The following is a 20,059-nucleotide window of genomic DNA, read 5'->3' as shown; positions in this document are numbered from 1 at the left end:
ATTGCTAATAAAACAGCCTGTGATAGTAAACTTTATTGCAGTCCTAGGTTAAATCCTATTCGAAGCCAAAGACCATTTCTATTATTACACCACCGGACGAACGAATGTCTATCCTAATTAAAAATAAACGCGATTACCATGCATTTTTTCAAACCAACCGAATGCAACTTCTGATTTAATAACCTCATTACTAGTTGAAGTTAAAAAAACTACAAATGCCCCACATGACGGGAAAATGAATTTTCCATCTTCATCACTCGCTAAAGTACTTTGTGGCGGAACAATTCTTTTAAATGAATTGACCCCTTTTACAGGAAAACCGTTAATAAGTTCTGCAAATGCAAGATTTACTTTTGGTTTTGGAAGTGGACAAAGGGCTGTGTTTGCAGGTGTCACTTTGTCTGAAAACATTCTTTTTCCTAGTGGGGAAGGATTAAACCAAATTTCAGCTACGATAGGTTGATTAGAATGATTTGTAATGGTAAACGCATTTACAAATAAATCTACATTTGAATGAGAAGGATTAATTAAACCTCCCCAAGCATTTTTGCCATTTCCTAAACGAATCGTTTCTGTTTGTCCCACAAAATATTGTCCTTGTAAAGATTGATACAAAGGGTTAGGTATGTTCACGGATTTATTAATTCGGTCATGATTAAACATTGACATACAATAATCTCACTCCTTTCTAGAGTTTATGTAGATAGGAAGAGTACGTTTAGACAATTATAACTAAATTTCAGTTAAGTAATGATATTAAATCAACCGAGTAATCATATAAGTTAAGTATAACTGCATTCCAAAAAAAGTTCACAGCGATTGAAAATTGATTGTCAATACAGTCTAAAGTAAAATAAATATATAGGAGAATGTAAAAGAAAGCAGGGTGATGGTAATGAAGGGGTTTCAGCGTTTGCGTCATAAGTTAGAAGGACTACTTAAGGCTGTTGATAGGTATCCGGCGACAACTATTTTTCTTTTCGCGACAGTAGTAGCGAATATGTTTTGGATTAATCGTCCATCAGAAGATTATTCAACATTTATGTTTACGTTTATTGTTGGTGCGCTTTTAAGCGCGGTAGGCCAGCAACTTTATGAACGCTTTTTTACAAAAAAGAGCGAGCGGATGCTATTTATGCTTGGCGCAGTCCTATTAGCAGGCTGTTACTACTTCGTCATGCACTCGGCTTCAATATTTAGTATGGAGAATGGCATCAAAACAGCTGTAACGATATTTGCCTTATTCATGGCATTTATATGGGTACCGACGATTAAAAGTAAAATTACTTTTAACGAAAGCTTTTTGTCCGTATTTAAGGCGTTTTTTATAACTGTTCTCTTCACGGTAGTCATTGCTAGTGGTATAAGTGCCATTATTTTTACAATTGATCACCTACTTGTCAAAGTAAGCTATAATGTCGTACCTCATGCTTTAAATTTAGTTTTCACATTGTTTTCTCCAATCTTTTTTCTATCCTTCACGCCGCCTTTTCCAGGTAAAAAGGACGTAAATCTGACAGCAGATGAAAGAGCATCCCAAGAAGAAGCCATAAAGAAGGCGACCAGTTACCCAAAGAATTTAAGTATTTTAATTTCGTATATTATCATACCGTTGACAGCGGTTTACACAATCATTTTGCTATTTTATGTGTTAAGCAATATTAGTGGTGAATTTTGGACCCAAAACCTGTTGGAACCGCTACTAGTTTCCTATGCAATTACAGTCATTTTTGTCTATATACTTGCAAGTATGCTAGAAAATAAATTTACGGTCATGTTTAGAAGGATTTTTCCGAAAGTCTTAGTGCCGATTGTGCTATTTCAAGTGGTGTCCTCAGTGTTAAAAATACAAGAAGTAGGAATTACGCATGGTCGTTATTATGTCATCTTATTTGGTCTATTTGCAGTCATTACAGGGCTAGTTTTTAGCTTTCTTTCGATTAAAAAGAACGGCATAATTGCCGCCGTACTAATTATTTTATCTATCATCTCTATTACACCACCTATTGATGCCTTTACAGTAAGCCGTGTAAATCAAACGAATCTGCTTGAAAAAGTACTTTTAGAAAATAATATGCTTGAAGGAAATTCAATTGTCCCGAATGCAACGGTTTCTAATGAGGATAAGAGAATAATCACACGGACGGTTAATTATTTAAACAGCATTAATGATATAGATAAAGTAGCGTGGCTTCCGGCTAACGTAGTACATTTCGATAACTTTCAAAAGACGTTTGGTTTTGAACAAATGTATGAGCAATCACATGTAGGTGTTTATCAATACGCCCACTTAGATTGGGATCAGAATCCAGTTGTAAATATTGCAGATATGGATCTGATGATTCATCTTTCCACGTACAACGGGAGCCAGTTGATTCCATTAGCAATAGGAGATAGAAATTTTCAACTTAAATTGCAGCAAGATGCAAAACTCTCTACGATTACAATTGTGGATGAAACTGATAGGGAAGTCATTCAATTCAATACAAAGGAACTTGTAGAGCATATATTGGCGGATTACGAGGAAATTGCCGGAAATAAAGGACCGTCTTTAACAGTGGAGCAAGCTACATTTAACATCGAAAATGACGAAGTGTTAGTAAGTGTTTTAGCCAATTCAGTTGATTATTATGACACCCAATATCAGGCCGACTTCTATCTATTCTTGAAAATTAAATAAAGAAAAATCATCCAAGACCGGCTTTTAGCTGGTCTTTTTTTAATTGAGGAAAATGTATGGGGACTCCAGGTCAAAGTGGCTTCTACTAATTGGTGTCCAAGTATATTTGCAATGTTTACGCCTACATTTTGAGCCTCTGAAAAATGATTGACACGATTTACTATTGGCCGTATAGTATTAGGGAAATCATTCACAAGAAACTTATATCTAAAACAAATCTATAAAGTGTAGTCGTTAAGCTATTCGCAACCTAGTAAGTAAAATGCCAAAGTTATTCTTAACACATGTATTTTATATAAATACTATTTTGAAAAAACTCACAATAGTGCTTGCGAAATTAAATTGATACAATAAGTACAGTTTCTTGGAACTCCATGTGAAATACCTCACAAACCAAGGAACGAATGAAGTATCAAATTTAATTAGTGCTGCAAAGGCGGCAGAGTTAGAGCCGGCGATACAGTTCGAGCAAGTAGGTTTGAATGTCTCTTGAAAGACTTGTTTGGCTGGTAGCTACAAGAAGGAAGGATGTATCACATGAATATTAAATTGAATCGCTGGAGAGTTTTAATTGCCTCAACAATTATCAATCTCTGTGTTGGTGCAGTATATGCATTTAGTATATTTGCACTCCCATTAACAGAAGTACTGGATGCTTCTATAAGTGAAATTATGATAGCATTTACAATTAACGCAGCACTGTTTCCAATCCCAATGATTCTTGGTGGAAAATTAGTCGACAAAGGCAAAGCGAAGATTGCCATTATGCTTGGCGGTTCCTTATTTGGGGTTGGTTTTGTTTTATCTGGTTTAGTGACAGCTACGTGGATGCTCTATATTACTTACGGTGTCATAGGCGGTTTAGGCCAGGGGATGGTTTACTCTGCAACCATTGGTAACTCAGTAAAACTATTTCCAGACAAAAAAGGTTTGGCCACAGGTATTGTAACAGCCGGGTATGGTGGTGGTGCAATTTTGATTGCGCCAATTGCCAACGCATTAATTTCAAGTAAGGGTGTTCAACCGACACTAATTGCACTTGGCATTACATTCTTAGTTGTCATTCTAAGTTTTGGTTTATTAGTGAAAGCCTGCCCAGTTGGTTACTTACCACAGGGATGGACGCCGCCGGAAGTCAATAAGGGTGGTAGTATCGACATTCCATGGAAACAAATGGTGAGAAAACCCATCTTTTACGTGATTATTAGTATGTTCTGTATTGGTGCCTTATCCGGAATGATGATTACTTCTAATGCATCTGTCATTGGACAGACGATGTTTGGGTTATCAGCGGCAACAGCAGCATTATATGTCAGCTTGTATTCTCTCAGTAATTGTCTTGGACGTGTTTTTTGGGGAGCAGTATCCGATAAAATTGGACGTACCAAATGCTTAATGGTTATCTATGTCGTCATTGCTGCGATGATGTTGACGATTGCTATGTCGACTTCAGTAGCTGGATTTGTAGTGGCGATCATTGGAATTGGATTATGTTTTGGCGGAACAATGGGCATATTTCCATCTATCGTTAGTGAGAAATTTGGGATGAAGTATTATGGTGTTAATTACGGGATTACCTTTATCGGTTATTCAGGCGCCGCATTTTTCGGACCAAGGATTGCTAATAGCGTTGCAGCACAAAATGACGGCATGTTCACGAATGCTTTCTATATCGCATTGGTCATTTCTTTAGTTGGTTTGCTTTTAACATTTGTTTTTAAAGCATTGGAAAATAAAAAACAAACAGTAAGTTTAAGTGCGACGGAAAGTGTTGTAAATTAGTGCGAACAAGTAAATAACGTCTAAGTGGGTATTGAAAAGTTTTATATTTTCAATACCTATTTTTTAGCTAGCATCGAATGATTCACTTTATACGCATACTGAAAAAGGAAAAACACATCGAAAATGATGTGTTTTCTTTTTCAATCAATTTTCAAAGTCGTATCTTCCGTGCCTTCAGTCCACTCAAGTTCAATTTCAAATTTTTGTTTATCCTGCATTTTTACTACTTTAATTTCCAATTCAACGGTAGAGGATGGCTTAACTTCAATTGTTTGTCCATTATGCGTAAGTGTGAATGAACCTTCTTCACTTAACTTATTCGCAATCGTTTCGAAATACGTGGCAGCATTCGCTAAGGACATTTTTTCTTCAAAATCCACAAGTACTTCTTTTCTTCGATTTTCACCATTTGTCAAAGAACGCACCCCCAGTTTATAATCTACCCTTATTGTAAGTGATATCTTTTGAAAAATCATAATAAATGAACTAGTATCTTCATACTTTTGAAGAATGAGCAATTAGGATTCTCTTATTCTTTAAAGAATAGTTTGGAAGTGATACGATAAAATTACTAATACTGAAGTGAGGAGAAGTCTGTGTTCTTAGACAAACTGAAGGACAGGTTAAATGAAAAGCAATCTCTATTTATAGGAGAGGAGACAGCTTTTCGTTCGGCCGTTTTAATTCCATTAGTTCAGGTGAACGGGGAATGGCAAATTCTTTTTGAAGTACGTGCTTTTACAATGCGTAAACAACCAGGAGATATTAGTTTCCCGGGCGGTAAAATTGATTTGTCTGACCCTACACCTCTAGCGGCGGCTTTACGAGAAACGCATGAGGAGTTAGGGGTCAATCCGGAAACTGTTACAGTTATAGAAGAATTAAGCCCATATATCGCTTCACCTACATTTGTCATTTATCCGTTTGTGGCCGTGATTGATTACAGTGAAATTATTCCTTCTTACAACAAAGAAGAAGTTGATGAAGTATTTACAATCCCGTTAAAATGGTTGTTGAATTACGAGCCTTATATGCATATAGTTTCTGTACAACCAACCCCTGCATCTGATTTTCCTTTTGAAAAAATCATGAATGGTGTGGATTATGAATGGGGGACTCGTGTAATTGAAGAGTGGTTTTATGATTATAAAGACTATACAATTTGGGGTATAACAGCTAGGATATTGAAGCATTTTATTGAGCGTATAAAGTGAGCGATTTATTATCTAAAAAAATGTGCCGGATCACACTTTGATGCAAAATCAGGTGATCGGCACGCTTAGTTGCATCGGAATTATTTTTTTTCCTCTACAGACGAGAGAATTACAACTTCATCGCCGTATTTTTCTCTAATGACTTTTCTAGCGCTAACAGGAGTTCTTGCTCTAACACGCTTATTTTTCTTTTCTCCATTTAGTGCTATTTTTACTAGAAAACATTTTGATCCGCACATCATATTCAATGCCCCATTTCGTTTTAAAGCCTTATCTTCATTGTAGATTACCGTTACTTCCTTGAGAAATTTTCTGCATATCTATACATATAACCTTAAAAGGATATGCTAACTATATAATCTAATTACCGATCATTGTAAGAATGGAGAATTAAGATGAATAAATTGAACGTTTATGAAATGATGACGCCTGAAATGCTTGAAACATTAAAGATACAAAATAAACTTGTTGGTGATGCTTTTTCGACAGATGTTACTTACGAAAAAATGCGTGAGAATTATATGAATGAAAGAAAGTATTGGAACGAGGGCGGCCCCGAACCAAAGCAGACAGTTAATTTACAAATAGAGGGACCGCACGGGGAAATTCCAATTCGCATGCATTATCCGAAAAAACGGATTGGCAAAGGTGCAATCATATACATCCACGGGGGCGGTTTTACTGTAGGGAATCTTGACACGCACAGTAAGATTATGCGCTTACTTATGGCGGAGACTGGGGCAGTTGTCGTTGGAATCGACTATCGATTAGCGCCGGAGTATAAATACCCTACCCAAGTCGAAGAATGCGTCTTCTTAGTTAAATGGTTACGGAGTCACGCGGAGAAGTATGGTATCGATCATGATGATATTGCCCTTGCCGGCGATTCGGCAGGCGCTAATTTATGTTTAGCAACGGCTTTATATATAAGAGATCAACAGGCAGGTACCTCTTTCATACGTTCGTTACTACTTTATTATGGAGCTTATGGGCTGACAGATTCGATGTCAATGCGTTTACTAGGCGGGGACTACGATGGATTAAGTAGAGAAGATTTAAATGCCTATATAAAAATGTATATCGGAGAAGAAAAACAAGAAGTACGTTATTTTGATTGCTTTTCAAATGATTTAACGGAAGGAGTTCCGCCTTGCTATATTGCTTACGGAGATTTAGATCCGCTTCAAGACGATAGTAAATTATTGTATGATATTTTAAATACTCATGGACAAAAAGTAGTTTTGGAAGAATTTAAAGGGGTCATTCACTCATTTTTACATCATTCTAGTATCGTCCCAGAAGCAAAAGAAGCGATACAAAGTGGGGCGAGTTTTTATAAATCTCTAGGAATTACAAATGAATAATTTTTGTTTAGCGCGCACGCTCAAGAAAAAGGTGTTGTGGAATGAATGAATTAATTCTCAAGAAATTAATAGAAATAGAAGAAAGGTTTCAAGTGAAAGTCTTGTATGCGGTCGAATCGGGCAGTCGAGCATGGGGGATTCATTCAAAAGATAGCGACTACGATGTGCGGTTCATATACATTCATCAGCCTAATTGGTATCTTTCCATTGATCCGCAAGGGGTAGGTGCGAAGAGAGATGTGATTGAATTGCCCATTAACGATGTATTGGACATAAGCGGTTGGGAAATCACGAAAGCATTGCGTCTTTTTAGGAAAGGTAATCCAACTTTACTCGAATGGTTGAGAAGCGATAACATCTATTGTCAAAAGCCTTCACTTGTTACTCGATTACGTTCACTGGCGCCGGAAATTTTTAACCCAACTGCGAGTTTACACCACTATTTAAATATGGCAAAAAACAATTATCAACTATATCTTCAAAAATCGGAAATCAAAAACTGCCTTTACGCAATCCGCTCGATATTAGCTTGTAAATGGATTAAGGAGAATAAAACACCACCGCCAATACGGTTTAATGATTTAGTTGGAGCTTTCGTTTCTGAAGGACAATTGAGAAAGAAGATAGAACATTTAGTAGTACGGAAAATGGCAGGATATGAATCGGAAAAGGAAGTAAGCATTTCAATCATGAATGAGTGCTTAGAAAGTGAAATCTCGCGTATTGAAGCTTATGTACAAACTCTGTCTGTCAAAGTTGAAGATTCAACGAAAAAGTTAGACGACTTATTTCGTAATGTATTAAAGGAAATGTATAAGTAAGACTGCTTATAAATTAATGTTTATAAAAATCGGAAGTCAACACAACGTCGACTTCCAATTTTTTATTAGCGAATGCTCATGCAAATACTTTCATCATTAACACATGGGGAATCCCGTCTTCCATAAACACCGGCGATCCAGTTTCATAACCGAGTTTCTGGTAAAAGCCTTCTGCATGGGTTTGTCCGTGTAATTTAACTCGTTTGATTCCGTTCTCTTTTGCAATTTCTTCTAAAGCGCAAATAATCGCTTTCCCAAGTCCCAATGAACGATAGTTTTCCAAGATAGATATTCTCTCTAATTTACCAAATTCATCGACCCACCGAATACGCCCAGTGCCTACGGGCGTATCATTGTGATAAACGAGGACATGTTCACACGGTGCACTTAGTTTATCAAATTCATCGTATTCATCGGCATGTGGAACGCCTTGTTCTTCAACGAAGACAGCTTTACGAATGTTAAAGGCGGTTGTTAACTCATTTTCTGATGTAATTTTATCGATTCTCATTTTCTCATCCCATTTCTTGATTATGATTTAATCATGTAAGATTCAGTTCTGGTGATTCATTTATCCTCATCATAAAACTTAATAAAACTTAAATGTCTACCACATTTTTTATCTTGTCGATATGAAAATCCTTCTTCATTGACGAATGTACATGTACGATCCACGGAGATTTGGTCAGTCGGAATGCCTGCCAATTCACATTGTTTCTTAACAACGAGCTGATTATCAATATGATATTTATTTGTCACGGGTTTAAAGTACATAAATTCATCTGCATAACCAAGGTCTTTAAATTTTGTATAGACATCATCGTCTACTTCAAACTTTTCCTGACTCAAAGCCATCCCAATTTGGACATGAACCTTATCTAGCTGACATTTTTCTTCAGTTTTCAAGTGTTGGAAAAGCTTCAATGTAATTTCTTTTATAGTTCCTTGCCATCCGGAATGAATGACGCCAATTAATCCATTCGTTTCATGGTAAAACATCACCGGTACACAGTCTGCTGTGAAACTACACAGGAGTATATTTGGTTCATATGAGTACAAAGCATCTGTATCCTGAATAGCAGTATCTAAATCTTGAGTGCCGCGCCCTGTATCTTCGTTTGTGACACGATAGAAATTTGCACTATGGGTTTGATTTGCACATACAAAATTCGAGAGGGGCACGTCTAAAACATGTGCTAGTTGCCGACGGTTTTCCAGCACTACATCAGCTTGCTGACAAGTATGGAGCGCCATATTGTTCATTTCTGGTTGATTTTTATCCTTTAACGTAGTCCCAGCAAGCACGTTTGAGTTCATAGAGTATTTTTTGATTTTCAATGTCATCACCTACTTGTAATATACAACAAGAAAATGTGAAATGATACGATTTTTTTGGGAGGACTTACGTAGTTAGTAGCGAAGTATTGAATGATGCAACGTAATGCTCGATCGCAGAACCCCAAAAATAAAAACCCCTAGAATGCTCAAAATGCGCATTCTAGGGGTTAGCAAATATTCTAGATGAGTTTATTTTGTAAAGTTATCAAAATATCCTTGGATAAAGACGATTGGTGTACCTTTGTCGCCGCTTCCAGATGTTAAATCAGCTAATGAACCAATTAAATCTGTTAATTTTCTTGGCGTTGTTCCTTGCGCTTCAAGTGAATCTGCTAGGGAATCTTCATTTGAATCGATGAACTCTGAAATCGCTTGTTTCAATTCATCTCCTCTTAAATCAGAGAAGTTATTATCAGCAAGGTATTTTAGTTTAATTTCATTAGGCGTTCCGTCGAGGCCAGGTGTATACGCTGGTGAAACAACAGGGTCAGCGAGTTCCCAAATTTTCCCGACAGGATCCTTGAATGCACCGTCTCCATATACCATTACTTCAACTGTTTTGCCCGTTTTCTCTTTTAACATTTTTTGAATGTTGTCGACGACAGGTTGGCAGTCGCGTGGGAATAGCTTCATGCCGTCATCTGTTGCAGTATTAGAGCCTAATAGACCGTATTTTTCATTATAACCGCTTCCGTCAATAGACTCCGTTAAAATGTCGTCTAAGCTATATACTTTTTGGCCGCCATGCCTTTTTAAAATTCTTTTCGTTCTTTCTCTTGAATGTACATCACATGCAAGAATGCTTGTTGTATGTTCTAAAATCGTTTCTGGTTTATTCGAGAAAATAATTTCACATTCTGTGTCGAATTCAGCAGCTAACGTTTTGTAGTAGTCAATATAATCAATCCCAGTGAAAGCGTGTTTATTAATACCGAAAAGTTCACGGAACTCTTTTTCAGTAAGCACATCTGTCCATGGATTGATGCCTTTTTCATCGAGCTTATCGAGATCAACTAAGTGATTGCCGACTTCATCGGATGGGTAACTAAGCATGATAACAAGTTTCTTAGCACCTTTCGCAATCCCGCGGAGGCAGTTTCCGAAGCGGTTACGGCTTAAGATAGGGAAAATCACACCTATTGTATCATCGCTAAACTTCGCTTCAATGTCTTTCGCAATATGATCGATTGTCGCATAGTTTCCTTGTGCACGTGCAACGATAGATTCTGTAATTGCGACAATGTCTTTATCATTTACTTGTAAACCTTCTACTTCAGAAGCTTTTAGTACACTATCCACAACGATCTCTTCAATAAAGTCCCCTTCATTAATAATCGGGCAACGAAGACCTCTTGCAACTGTTCCAACTACTCGTTCCACTCTATTCGCTCCTTATACGTACCGAATTTACTTAAAGTATATATCATCTACTTGTAATATACACGATAAAAGTGATATAAGTAAAATTAATAGTTAGTATAACAGGTATAAGGAGGGGTTATGTGGTTAGCAAATTAGACCTTTATAAAATATTTTGCCAAGTTGGCGTAAGTAAAAGTTTTTCACAAGCCGCGAAAGCTTTATATATGACGCAACCAGCTGTAAGCCAAGCCATTATGCAATTGGAAAGAGAGCTGGATATTCGTCTCTTTCATCGCACACCGAAAGGCGCGTTTTTGACACAAGAAGGTGAGTTTTTATTTGAATATGCAAGTTCCGCACTGAACCTTTTACAGGTCGGACAAGATAAAATGAATGAATTTAAAAACTTAACTGCAGGCGAATTAAAAATTGGTGTTGGTGACACCATTTCCAGATACTTTTTGCTGCCTTACTTAGAGTTATTTCATAACCGTTACCCGAATGTGAAAGTTAAAATTGAAAACGGCACTACGTCTGAACTATGCGCTATTTTAAAAGCGGGAGAGGTAGACATCGCTGTTTGTAATTTTCCTCTAGAAGATCCTTCATTGACATTGAAACCTTTTATCGATGTCCACGACATTTTTGTCTGCGGTGATAAGTATCAACATATTTTATCAAATCCAATCAGCTACGAAGAATTAATGAAGTACCCGCTCATTTTTCTTGAACCTAAGTCAAACTCTCGTCAATACGTGGAAAAGTATATTTTATCGAAAGGCCTACAAATAGAGCCGGAATTTGAATTAGGATCACATGATTTACTATTAGAGTTTGCAAAAATCAACTTGGGAATCGCATGTGTTACAAAAGAGTTCTCTCAGGATTACTTGAGTAAAGGACTTGTCTCTGAAGTGAAAATAACCGATGCGATACCGAAAAGGGAAGTTGGCGTTTGTTATTTAAAAAGCGTTCCCTTATCATTAGCCGCAACCCGGTTTGTTGAGATGGTTGAAAACGATAATAGTTGAGCTCTTCTCCCTCCATTTAAAGCCTTCTGAATAGGTAAGTGCATATAAAACCTCTCTATCAGGTGAATAAACTATAAAAGGCCGGCTAAACAGGAGGAGGGAAGGGGATGCGTCACAGAGCACGATTTTGTGTCTTACCAGGCTATAATTGGTGTGGTCCAGGATGTAATGGACCGGGTGAACCAATTAATGAAATCGATGTTGCGTGTAAAGCCCATGATAAATGCTATGCACTCTATGGCGATAAATGTCAGTGTGATGAAGATTTTCTGAATAGATTATATCCCTATATACATGAACGTTCGCAAAGAGGACGACATGCAAGATTGCTTTATCATTACATGCGAATGCAATCTTTCTTTACTTGTCGTTATTAGTCCAACGAGCGTAAAGTTTGAGGATTTGTTAGGAGAGAATAAACGAGGTACATGTTGAATTATGATGAAAATCTGAAGAATAGTTCTAGTTCTGCTTAATCAATAAAGCAAAACTGGAACTTTTTTATTTGTATCAGTTCGCATCCTACTTCTTAAAACCTAAAATTCACTACGGTCACTATTGGGGAAAATGAAAGAAAAAGAAGACTCCACTATAGAATGAAACTTCTGATTTATCTGATTCAACCAATGTATACAACTATAGCATAGTTGTATACATTGAAAGCATGTTTGTAAACATATAAGTAAACATGTTTACGAAGGTGTTTACATTCGGTCGTTACAATGTTTGTCTAGGTATCCTCATGTTTACAAATATGTATACATTATTACAATTATGTAATAGATGGTGATATAGAATTGACCTACCACTGAAAGTCCGTTACTCTTTTAGTAGTAAGAGATGTTAATAGAGAGGATGATTCTTATGACAGAAAGTCGCATTGCAGCAATTGATGTAGGAAATGATTCACTAAAGGCAATATTTGGGAAGTTGGAAGCAGAACTCAATATACCGAATGTAATTGCTCAGGATATTGAGGATCGTCCAATTATTGGAATTGAGGAATTAGATAAGCAAGACCCAACGGATGGCATTCACATTCGTTTACATTCACCTACACTAAGTGATAACAACTCTATTTACCGTGTCGGAAATTTAGCTACGAAAGGTAACAATCCAACGGAGCTAGACCCAGGAAGCAATAAATCGGAGGAAGATCAAACACTTGTTATGTTGTTTGCGGCGTTAGCATTAGATGCAGCGAGTGATGAAAATAAAAAGAATTTCAAGCGTTCTAATAACGTAATCGAAGCTACCTATACACTTGGAACAGGACTTCCTTTAAGAGAAGTTAAAGAAGGAAGAGACGTTGGTTATCGTACTCAATTACTTGGCTCTGTTCACCAAGTAGAGTTTTTGGTTACGCCTAAATATCAAGGATTAAAAGTAAACATTAAGTTTGAAGAAGTGAAAGTTTATCCAGAAGGTTTCGCTGCATTTATTAACCTTGTGATGGATGATGATTTAAAAGTCATCAATAAAGAATTAATTGATAAGAGGATTTTGATTCAAGACATCGGTGGATTATCGACTGACGTCGCAGTGATTAAGGATAGAAAAGTCGACGATGATAAGGCACAAGGATTCAATTTAGGTGTATCAGAGTCGCTAGATGCGATCCGTGAAGAAATCTTTTCCCAGTATGGGGTCGAGTTGGACAGCCGACTAGACGTGGTAGAGATAATTACGAAGAAAAACGACCGAAATCATATTATGGTAAGAGGAAGTCGGACAAGCGTTCATGATATCGTTGATCGTGAACTTTTAGAATTAGCGAAAAAGCAATACCGTCATTTACGAAATGTATGGCAAAGAAACTCGCAGTCGGAAATTTGTTATTTCATTGGTGGAGGATCCCTAATTCTAAAAGACTATCTTAAAACTTTAAATAATAACCTAGATGGGTTTAATATTGATTTCTTTGAAGATGAGAAGGAAAGTGTCTGGATGATGGCAAATGCGTATTACAAGTTAATTTCAGACTTCGCATCCAAAAATCAAAAAGTTAAACAGAGAGATGAAAAGTTGGTCAAAACGAAATAGGGTGATAGTTTGTGAAAGAAACAGGATTGAAGAGGGGGCAGCCCATTACGTTTCGTATCCCGTCAGATACATCTGATCGCATCCTTAAACAGTTGCAACATTTAAAAGACGTGGAGAGAAGAAATTTCTCAAGTAAAATAGCTGAATTCGTTATAGATGGTGTCACTGATTCTTTAGTGAAACATCGAGAAGCAATCACAGTACCGCTTCCGAAAGGTTTGACGAAAGCGCAAAGAGATTGGTTGAAGCATGAACATTCTGAGGCGCTTTTAGGGAGTATCGTTTATCAGTTAATGTCAGATCCAATACGAACCTCTGCCCTTTTCGCATCGTTGAATAGTAATTCGTTAGAAGCAGAGGATACGCTTTATCTTCAAGATGAAACGTCTATTGAAGACTTTGAAACGAAGCAGCAAATAGAAAGCAAAACAGAACAAGTCAATTCTTCCGCGATGACACGCAATATAGATGATGATTTGGATAACTTTGATTGGGAAAGTTTTAAAACATCCAGTGAACCTGCTGAAATAGAGGAAGAAGAATCGAATCCGCTTGGGGACTTCCTTGCACAAATGAATAAGTAATTGCATTTACTGGTGAATTAGATGTAATCGATACAGGCTACCTACTCCTTAATTGGAGAAAGGTAGCCTAATTTTGTTTTGTTGAGAGTAAAGAGTTTAGAAATGCAAATATAGTAGAGTACTTGCGGTTAAAAATTGCTAGAAAAGTAGTCAAGTTGAAGAAAATATGGAAAGGTAGTAAAGTAGTATCGGATTATACTAAAAGTGAGGAATAACAATTGGCGGAAAGAAAGTACGAAGACATGCTTAATATTCGAACGACGGGTTTGAGGGAATGGCGCAACGAGAGTCATTACCATCGTTACGAGGCGACTCCTTATAGGGCATTGGAAGAACTTTTTAAAGTCTATAAATTAGAGAGAGATGACGAAGTTGTTGATTTTGGATGTGGACGAGGACGTGTGTCGTTTTATATCCATAACCGATTCAAAGTACCGGTCACTGGCGTAGAAGTAAATGATTTAACTTTCGATGAAGCGCTTGATAACAAAAGAAGTTACCGGTATAAAGCAAGCCATATCGAAGCACCTATTCGGTTCAATTATGCGCTAGCAGAACAATTTGATGTAGATGAGACAGACACAGTTTTTTACTTTTTTAATCCCTTTTCGGTTGATATATTTAAAAAAGTAGTCCAAAATATTTTAAAATCAGTTCAGGTAAATCATCGTCCGATCGATTTAATTTTATATTATCCAACTGGAAGTTATAAAAATTTTATTGCTAAAAATACACCTTTTAGGCTAATGAATAAGGTTAGAGTGCCAGGTGCTCAAGATAAAAAAGAAAAGTTTTTAGTTTATCGTTTAGCTAACTGAAATGAAAGCTTTCCCTTGTAAAATGGGGAGAGCTTTTTTGTGTTAATGTTACCAAGTGGACAAGTTCAACAAGTTGGAATGCGCTTAAAGTATGGAAAATTATTGCGTTAAAAGTTTTGAATATTCGATATATTATTCGCCGACTTGTTGTACACTAGACTAACAAGGAAGGGGGGGCAATGGGTGAAGAAGTTTACAAAGGTTGAGACGAGTTGGATGATGTATGACTGGGCCAATTCAGCTTACTCTGTCATCATTACAACAGCTGTTTTTCCGATTTTTTATAAGTCAGTTGCTTCAGGTGCTGGGGTCAGTAATGCGGATTCTACTGCTTATTTAGGGTATGCGGTTGCGATTGCAACGTTTATTCTGGCGATGATCGGTCCTATATTAGGATCAATTGCAGATTATGAAGGTCTGAAGAAAAAATTCTTCTTTTTCTTTTTTATTGTCGGATCATTATCAACGTTATCGTTAGCGTTTGTACCAGATGGAAACTGGATATTATTATTAATGGTTTATACAATTACTGCAGTCGGTTTTCATGGGGCCAATATTTTCTACGATGCATTTCTAGTAGATGTCACGTCTGCACACCGAATGGATAATATTTCTGCAAGAGGTTTTGGTTTAGGGTATATCGGTAGTGCCATTCCTTTTATTATCAGTATCGCGATTATTTTACTAGCAGATAGTGGCACTCTTCCGATATCCATGACGTTTGCAACGAAGCTAGCATTTGTCATTACTGCGATTTGGTGGATTACATTTACCCTTCCAATGTTGAAAAATGTCATTCAAATTCATAGTGTTCCACGTGAATCATCGATTATTGTCGGAAGTTTTAAAAGACTTGGTTCGACATTTAAAGATATTCGAAAGTATCGCCATGTGTTTTTATTTTTAATTGCTTATTTCTTTTATATTGACGGGGTTGGGACGATTATTTCGATGTCCACTGCTTATGGGACAGATTTGGGGATTAGTGCGACGACGCTCCTAATTGTTTTACTCATGACACAAATTGTCGCTGCACCATTTGCTGTTATTTACGGACGATTATCGGATAAATTTACAGGGAAGAAAATGTTATATGTTGGGATAGTTGTGTATATCATTGTTTGTATTTATGCATTCTTTATGAAAAATGAACTCGACTTCTGGATTCTTGCCATGCTCGTTGCAACATCGCAGGGCGGCATTCAATCTTTAAGTCGTTCATATTTCGCAAAACTTGTTCCAAAAGAAAAATCCAATGAGTTTTTCGGGTTTTATAATATTTTCGGTAAGTTTGCCTCAGTAATGGGTCCGTTATTGCTCGGTGTGACGACACAACTTACTGGAAGTTCATCCTATGGCGTCTTTAGTTTAGTACTTTTATTTATTGTTGGTGGCGTTATTTTGAAATTTGTACCTGAACAAGATGTGAAAGTGGTTTAAGATTGATCGCTGAAAAGGTAAGTGGAGATATTCTTCACTTACCTTTTTTATACAAAAAAAGAACCGTGAGTATTTCACGATTCTAAGTATCTGTATCTATTTATTACGTAAGTTGCATTGTTGTAATGCAAGTGTTGTCGCCTTCAAATGTAGAAATAGTAGATTCTACCGTTTTATCTTCATGTGTTATTTTTACTTGGTAATGTTTGTCACGTGGTAGCCATAAATCGATAAATCCATTTTCTAGAGATGTGATCGTTTCATCAACGACTACTTTGCCGTCTTCGTCTTTGATCAATACATCAAAGTCTTTTTCAACGAGTTCACCTTGACAACCCGTTAAACTATGAATCGCACAAGGGTGTGTAGTTTCTACAAAGGGTGCAATAGAAACGAAGAATTCATCGCTTGGTAAAGTAAATGAAATTTCTTTCCCTTTCTCATTAACAATTAGTTCATGAGATGTTATAGAAGCTGTCACATCATCTTCGAAGCTTCCGACACTATATTCATGTACCTTTTCTTTTATATCTTTTACTTCACTCTTACCTGATGAATCATTGCTGCAAGCGACTAACGTGATGCTTAGTAATAAAATGAATGTCACTAGTAATCTCTTTTTCATCAGAAATTTCACTCCGATTCTTGATACATATTTTGTTGGTAATGAATTAAATTCAAGTTCATTCTATCATATAACTTGAAGCGTGTCGCAAGCCAGACCAATTTTGGTAGTTTGCCTTTAAGAAAAGAAGTTGCAAATGGTAGAATGGTTTTAGGAGGGTTTTCTATGAATCAATTATCAATGGGATCGTTATTAGATGTAATGGGTGAGTTGTTTTCTGATGAAATCTCTATTGCGGTTTCAAATACGAAGGAATATATATATTATCGACCGAGCAAGCGGGTAGATTTGAAAATAAGAGAAGGCGATTTGGTGAAAGAAGGGACGATTGCCTTCAAGGCGATTGCTCAAAATCAAAAAGTATCTGAGTTTATTAACAGGAGTGTATTCGGGGTTCCTTATCACGGGATGGCAGTTCCTTATTATCATGACGGTCAATTGGCAGGTTGTGTCCTTGCCATCTATCCGGCATTTACAGATGGGAAATCTGTTGTGACAGTGAAAACACAAGATGGATGGTGTCCGATTTCATTTAAAGACGTGACATATGTTGAAGTGAAAAATCGGAAAACGTTTGTTGTGGGGAATGGATTGATCGGCACTCATAAAAATACATTGCAAGAATTTGAATATATTTTGCCGAAGGATTCTTTTGTACGTTGTCACCGCTCCTTTATCGTAAACGTTCATCATATACAAGAAATTTTTCCTGATACACATTCCACATTTTTGTTGGCAATGAAAGATGGTACAAAAATTCCCGTGAGCCAATCGTATTCAAGTTATTTCAGAAAACTATTGGGTTTTTAGCTGATTCTGCTTTAAGTGCGTTATTTCTTGCTTTAGTGACATATTCTCTTGTTCCGTTCGTAAAATCACTTTCATGTATCTCCTTACGGTAGAATTAACTAAAAGTTATGAAAAGGAGAATAAGTTAATGAAAAATCATATGGAACGAATTAGACATGTCCAATTGAAAGATGCAATTGTCTCGGCGGAAGAAGCTGCTTCATGGATTGAAGACGGCATGACACTTGGAATAAGTGGTTTTACGCGTGCGGGAGATGCGAAAGCCGTTCCATTGGCATTGGTGAAGCGTGCGGAAAACGAAAAGTTTAAAGTGAATGTCTTTACAGGTGCTTCATTAGGTTCGGATATTGATCGTTTACTCGCAGAGTCTGGCATTGTCAATAAACGTTTGCCATTCCAAGCAGACCCAGTGATGAGGAATAAAATAAATGCTGGAGAACATTTATTTGTCGACCATCATTTATCACATACTGCTGAACTAATTCGAGCAGAAGTCATCGAGCCAATCGACTACGCAATTGTGGAAGCGGTTTCAATTACGGAGGATGGAATGCTCATTCCTTCAACTTCTGTAGGAAATTCACTTGCATTTGCAAAGCATGCAAAGTCAATCATTATTGAAATTAATACAGCACAAACTCCAGCGTTAGAAGGGGTTCATGATTTGTATGACTTGGAAAAACAAGGCGAAAGAGATCCAATTCAATTAACGAAAGCAGATGACCGAATTGGTACCGTTGGAATTCCAATTGATGTCGATAAAGTAAAAGGCATTGTGTTAACTCATCAATTGGACTCACCTTCTACAATCGTAGATCCTGATGAGGAAACAGAAATCATGGCCGGTCATTTATTGACATTTTTACGCTCAGAAATTGCTGCGGGTAGACTGACTGAAAAACTAGCACCGTTACAATCAGGTATCGGTTCAGTTGCAAATGCGGTCCTTCACGGCATGATTCAATCTGAATTTGAAGACTTAGAGGTTTACTCGGAAGTACTTCAAGATGCAGTATTTGATTTAATTGATGCGGGCAAAGTTCGTTTTGCTTCATGTGCTTCCATTACATTGTCTGAAGAGAAAATGGACCAAGTCTTTAATAATTTCGAAGAATATCGTGATAAGCTAGTAATGCGTCCACAAGAAATGTCCAACCACCCAGAAATCATTCGTCGTCTCGGATTAATTTCAATTAACACAGCATTAGAGTTGGATATTTACGGAAACGTCAACTCAACGCATGTGTCAGGGACTAAAATGATGAACGGAATTGGCGGTTCTGGAGACTTTGCTCGTAATGCTAGACTGGCAATATTCGTAACGAAGTCGATTGCAAAGGGCGGCGACATCTCAAGTATCGTTCCTTTTGTCTCTCACGTTGACCATACTGAACATGATGTTGACGTCATCGTTACAGAACAAGGATATGCAGATTTACGTGGTTTAGCACCAAGAGAACGTGTGGAACTCATCATTGAAAACTGTGCGCACCCAATGTACCGCGAACAGCTTCGTGAGTATTATGAAGAAGCACTTGAAAGAGGCGGTCACACACCTCATGTGTTAGAAAAAGCTTTTTCGTGGCATACTAACTTTGCGAAAAACGGTACGATGCTAGAACATGTAAAGGAATACGCTTAAAAGTTGAGAGGTTGTCTATATAGACAGCCTCTTTTTTTATTAAATCATGTGTTATTGAGTTGTTTCTTGAAATTCAATGTGAACGACTTCCTCTGATTCCGTAGTAAATTCAATTCTCACCAATACACCGAACTCTTTGTCCTCTTCTTTCAACCATAATTTAAATTTTGCAATCGTTGTCTGCTCTTTAAATTCGCTTCCTTCATATAAGTAATCAATGATTTTAGCATTCGGATATTTAAAATGTGTCTCTTTCATCGCAAGCGCTCCCCATTTCGCATAGGCCGGAACTTCAAATTGCGCATACGTATTCATTGGGGTTTGTGTGAATGTTGAACTCATGATCATAAAGACGCTAACAATCAATAGTTTTAGCATAAATGGCCTCATCTCCTTGACTATAGGATGAGTCATTTGGATACGATTATGCCATGATAATGGCGCGCTAAATGAGTAGGATTACAACACATTATTGTGTTTGTGATTTTTATATTTTCAGGAATGA

General features: G+C 37.1%; 20 protein-coding genes. 13 read left to right on the top strand and 7 right to left on the bottom strand.

The features are described 5' to 3' along the window. Positions 1-117 precede the first annotated feature (117 nt). Positions 118-669 carry a DUF6143 family protein gene (locus tag AB1H92_RS15885; protein WP_243835631.1) on the bottom strand — a complete coding sequence of 184 codons (552 nt, stop codon included), beginning with the start codon at positions 667-669 and terminating at the stop codon, positions 118-120. Between the two features lie 244 nt (positions 670-913). On the opposite strand from AB1H92_RS15885, the gene AB1H92_RS15880 reads away from it, so the two are divergent. Both AB1H92_RS15880 and AB1H92_RS15875 read left to right on the top strand, forming a co-directional pair. Beyond that, positions 914-2,680 carry a DUF4153 domain-containing protein gene (locus AB1H92_RS15880; RefSeq protein ID WP_243835632.1) on the top strand — a complete coding sequence of 589 codons (1,767 nt, stop codon included), beginning with the start codon at positions 914-916 and terminating at the stop codon, positions 2,678-2,680. 537 nt (positions 2,681-3,217) lie between these two features. Then, a complete protein-coding gene (locus tag AB1H92_RS15875; RefSeq protein ID WP_115363881.1) occupies positions 3,218-4,462 on the top strand; it encodes an OFA family MFS transporter in 1,245 nt (414 codons plus the stop codon). A gap of 140 nt (positions 4,463-4,602) precedes the next feature. Here the strand turns inward: AB1H92_RS15875 and AB1H92_RS15870 are convergent, their stop codons facing one another. Then, a complete protein-coding gene (locus AB1H92_RS15870) occupies positions 4,603-4,878 on the bottom strand; it encodes an amphi-Trp domain-containing protein (RefSeq protein WP_208407975.1) in 276 nt (91 codons plus the stop codon). A gap of 180 nt (positions 4,879-5,058) precedes the next feature. On the opposite strand from AB1H92_RS15870, the gene AB1H92_RS15865 reads away from it, so the two are divergent. The 3 genes from AB1H92_RS15865 (at position 5,059) to AB1H92_RS15855 (ending at position 7,861) form a co-directional block, all read left to right on the top strand. Further along, positions 5,059-5,676 (top strand): CoA pyrophosphatase, encoded by a 618-nt coding sequence (locus tag AB1H92_RS15865; protein WP_115363879.1) that lies wholly within the window; start codon positions 5,059-5,061, stop codon positions 5,674-5,676. Positions 5,677-6,071: 395 nt separating this feature from the next. Further along, entirely contained in the window at positions 6,072-7,040 is a 969-nt protein-coding gene (aes, locus tag AB1H92_RS15860) for an acetyl esterase (protein ID WP_243835633.1), read from the top strand. A gap of 41 nt (positions 7,041-7,081) precedes the next feature. Beyond that, positions 7,082-7,861 carry a nucleotidyltransferase domain-containing protein gene (locus AB1H92_RS15855; protein WP_115363875.1) on the top strand — a complete coding sequence of 260 codons (780 nt, stop codon included), beginning with the start codon at positions 7,082-7,084 and terminating at the stop codon, positions 7,859-7,861. Positions 7,862-7,937: 76 nt separating this feature from the next. Here AB1H92_RS15855 and AB1H92_RS15850 read toward each other — a convergent pair whose 3' ends face one another. From AB1H92_RS15850 to AB1H92_RS15840, 3 genes are all read right to left on the bottom strand, one after another. Continuing rightward, on the bottom strand, positions 7,938-8,372 hold the full coding sequence (locus tag AB1H92_RS15850; protein ID WP_115363873.1) for a GNAT family N-acetyltransferase: 435 nt from the start codon (positions 8,370-8,372) through the stop codon (positions 7,938-7,940). A 56-nt stretch (positions 8,373-8,428) separates the two neighbouring features. Beyond that, on the bottom strand, positions 8,429-9,199 hold the full coding sequence (gene pgeF / locus AB1H92_RS15845; RefSeq protein WP_115363871.1) for a peptidoglycan editing factor PgeF: 771 nt from the start codon (positions 9,197-9,199) through the stop codon (positions 8,429-8,431). 189 nt (positions 9,200-9,388) lie between these two features. After that, positions 9,389-10,579, bottom strand: coding sequence for a coenzyme F420-0:L-glutamate ligase (locus AB1H92_RS15840; RefSeq protein ID WP_115363869.1), 1,191 nt, complete (start codon positions 10,577-10,579; stop codon positions 9,389-9,391). 122 nt (positions 10,580-10,701) lie between these two features. Between AB1H92_RS15840 and AB1H92_RS15835 the strand changes: the two genes are divergently transcribed. From AB1H92_RS15835 to AB1H92_RS15810, 6 genes are all read left to right on the top strand, one after another. Beyond that, entirely contained in the window at positions 10,702-11,592 is an 891-nt protein-coding gene (locus AB1H92_RS15835; protein ID WP_115363867.1) for a LysR family transcriptional regulator, read from the top strand. 107 nt (positions 11,593-11,699) lie between these two features. Beyond that, positions 11,700-11,969, top strand: coding sequence for a phospholipase (locus AB1H92_RS15830; protein WP_115363865.1), 270 nt, complete (start codon positions 11,700-11,702; stop codon positions 11,967-11,969). Between the two features lie 487 nt (positions 11,970-12,456). Beyond that, positions 12,457-13,635, top strand: coding sequence for a ParM/StbA family protein (locus tag AB1H92_RS15825; protein ID WP_115363863.1), 1,179 nt, complete (start codon positions 12,457-12,459; stop codon positions 13,633-13,635). Between the two features lie 11 nt (positions 13,636-13,646). Next, positions 13,647-14,219, top strand: a complete 573-nt coding sequence (locus AB1H92_RS15820; RefSeq protein ID WP_115363861.1) for a hypothetical protein — start codon at positions 13,647-13,649, stop codon at positions 14,217-14,219. 218 nt (positions 14,220-14,437) lie between these two features. Then, complete coding sequence (locus AB1H92_RS15815; protein ID WP_115363859.1) at positions 14,438-15,037, top strand: class I SAM-dependent methyltransferase; 600 nt, start codon at positions 14,438-14,440, stop codon at positions 15,035-15,037. A gap of 216 nt (positions 15,038-15,253) precedes the next feature. Beyond that, entirely contained in the window at positions 15,254-16,477 is a 1,224-nt protein-coding gene (locus AB1H92_RS15810) for an MFS transporter (protein WP_115364197.1), read from the top strand. Positions 16,478-16,580: 103 nt separating this feature from the next. On the opposite strand, the gene AB1H92_RS15805 is transcribed toward AB1H92_RS15810, so the two are convergent. Next, on the bottom strand, positions 16,581-17,102 hold the full coding sequence (locus AB1H92_RS15805; protein ID WP_115363857.1) for a CueP family metal-binding protein: 522 nt from the start codon (positions 17,100-17,102) through the stop codon (positions 16,581-16,583). A gap of 165 nt (positions 17,103-17,267) precedes the next feature. Between AB1H92_RS15805 and AB1H92_RS15800 the strand changes: the two genes are divergently transcribed. Both AB1H92_RS15800 and AB1H92_RS15795 read left to right on the top strand, forming a co-directional pair. Further along, positions 17,268-17,912, top strand: coding sequence for a LytTR family DNA-binding domain-containing protein (locus AB1H92_RS15800; RefSeq protein ID WP_115363855.1), 645 nt, complete (start codon positions 17,268-17,270; stop codon positions 17,910-17,912). Between the two features lie 127 nt (positions 17,913-18,039). Next, positions 18,040-19,554 carry an acetyl-CoA hydrolase/transferase family protein gene (locus tag AB1H92_RS15795; protein ID WP_115363853.1) on the top strand — a complete coding sequence of 505 codons (1,515 nt, stop codon included), beginning with the start codon at positions 18,040-18,042 and terminating at the stop codon, positions 19,552-19,554. Positions 19,555-19,605: 51 nt separating this feature from the next. On the opposite strand, the gene AB1H92_RS15790 is transcribed toward AB1H92_RS15795, so the two are convergent. Then, the gene (locus AB1H92_RS15790) at positions 19,606-19,932 is read right to left on the bottom strand and encodes a DUF3889 domain-containing protein (RefSeq protein WP_115363851.1); all 327 of its coding nucleotides are present in this window, start codon (positions 19,930-19,932) and stop codon (positions 19,606-19,608) included. Between the last annotated feature and the right edge of the window lie 127 nt (positions 19,933-20,059).

This window comes from Sporosarcina pasteurii (assembly GCF_041295575.1).
GTDB classification, from domain to species: Bacteria; Bacillota; Bacilli; order Bacillales_A; family Planococcaceae; genus Sporosarcina; species Sporosarcina pasteurii.
Note: the sequence above shows the minus strand (reverse complement) of the source record. Positions and strands in the feature narration are given on the sequence as shown.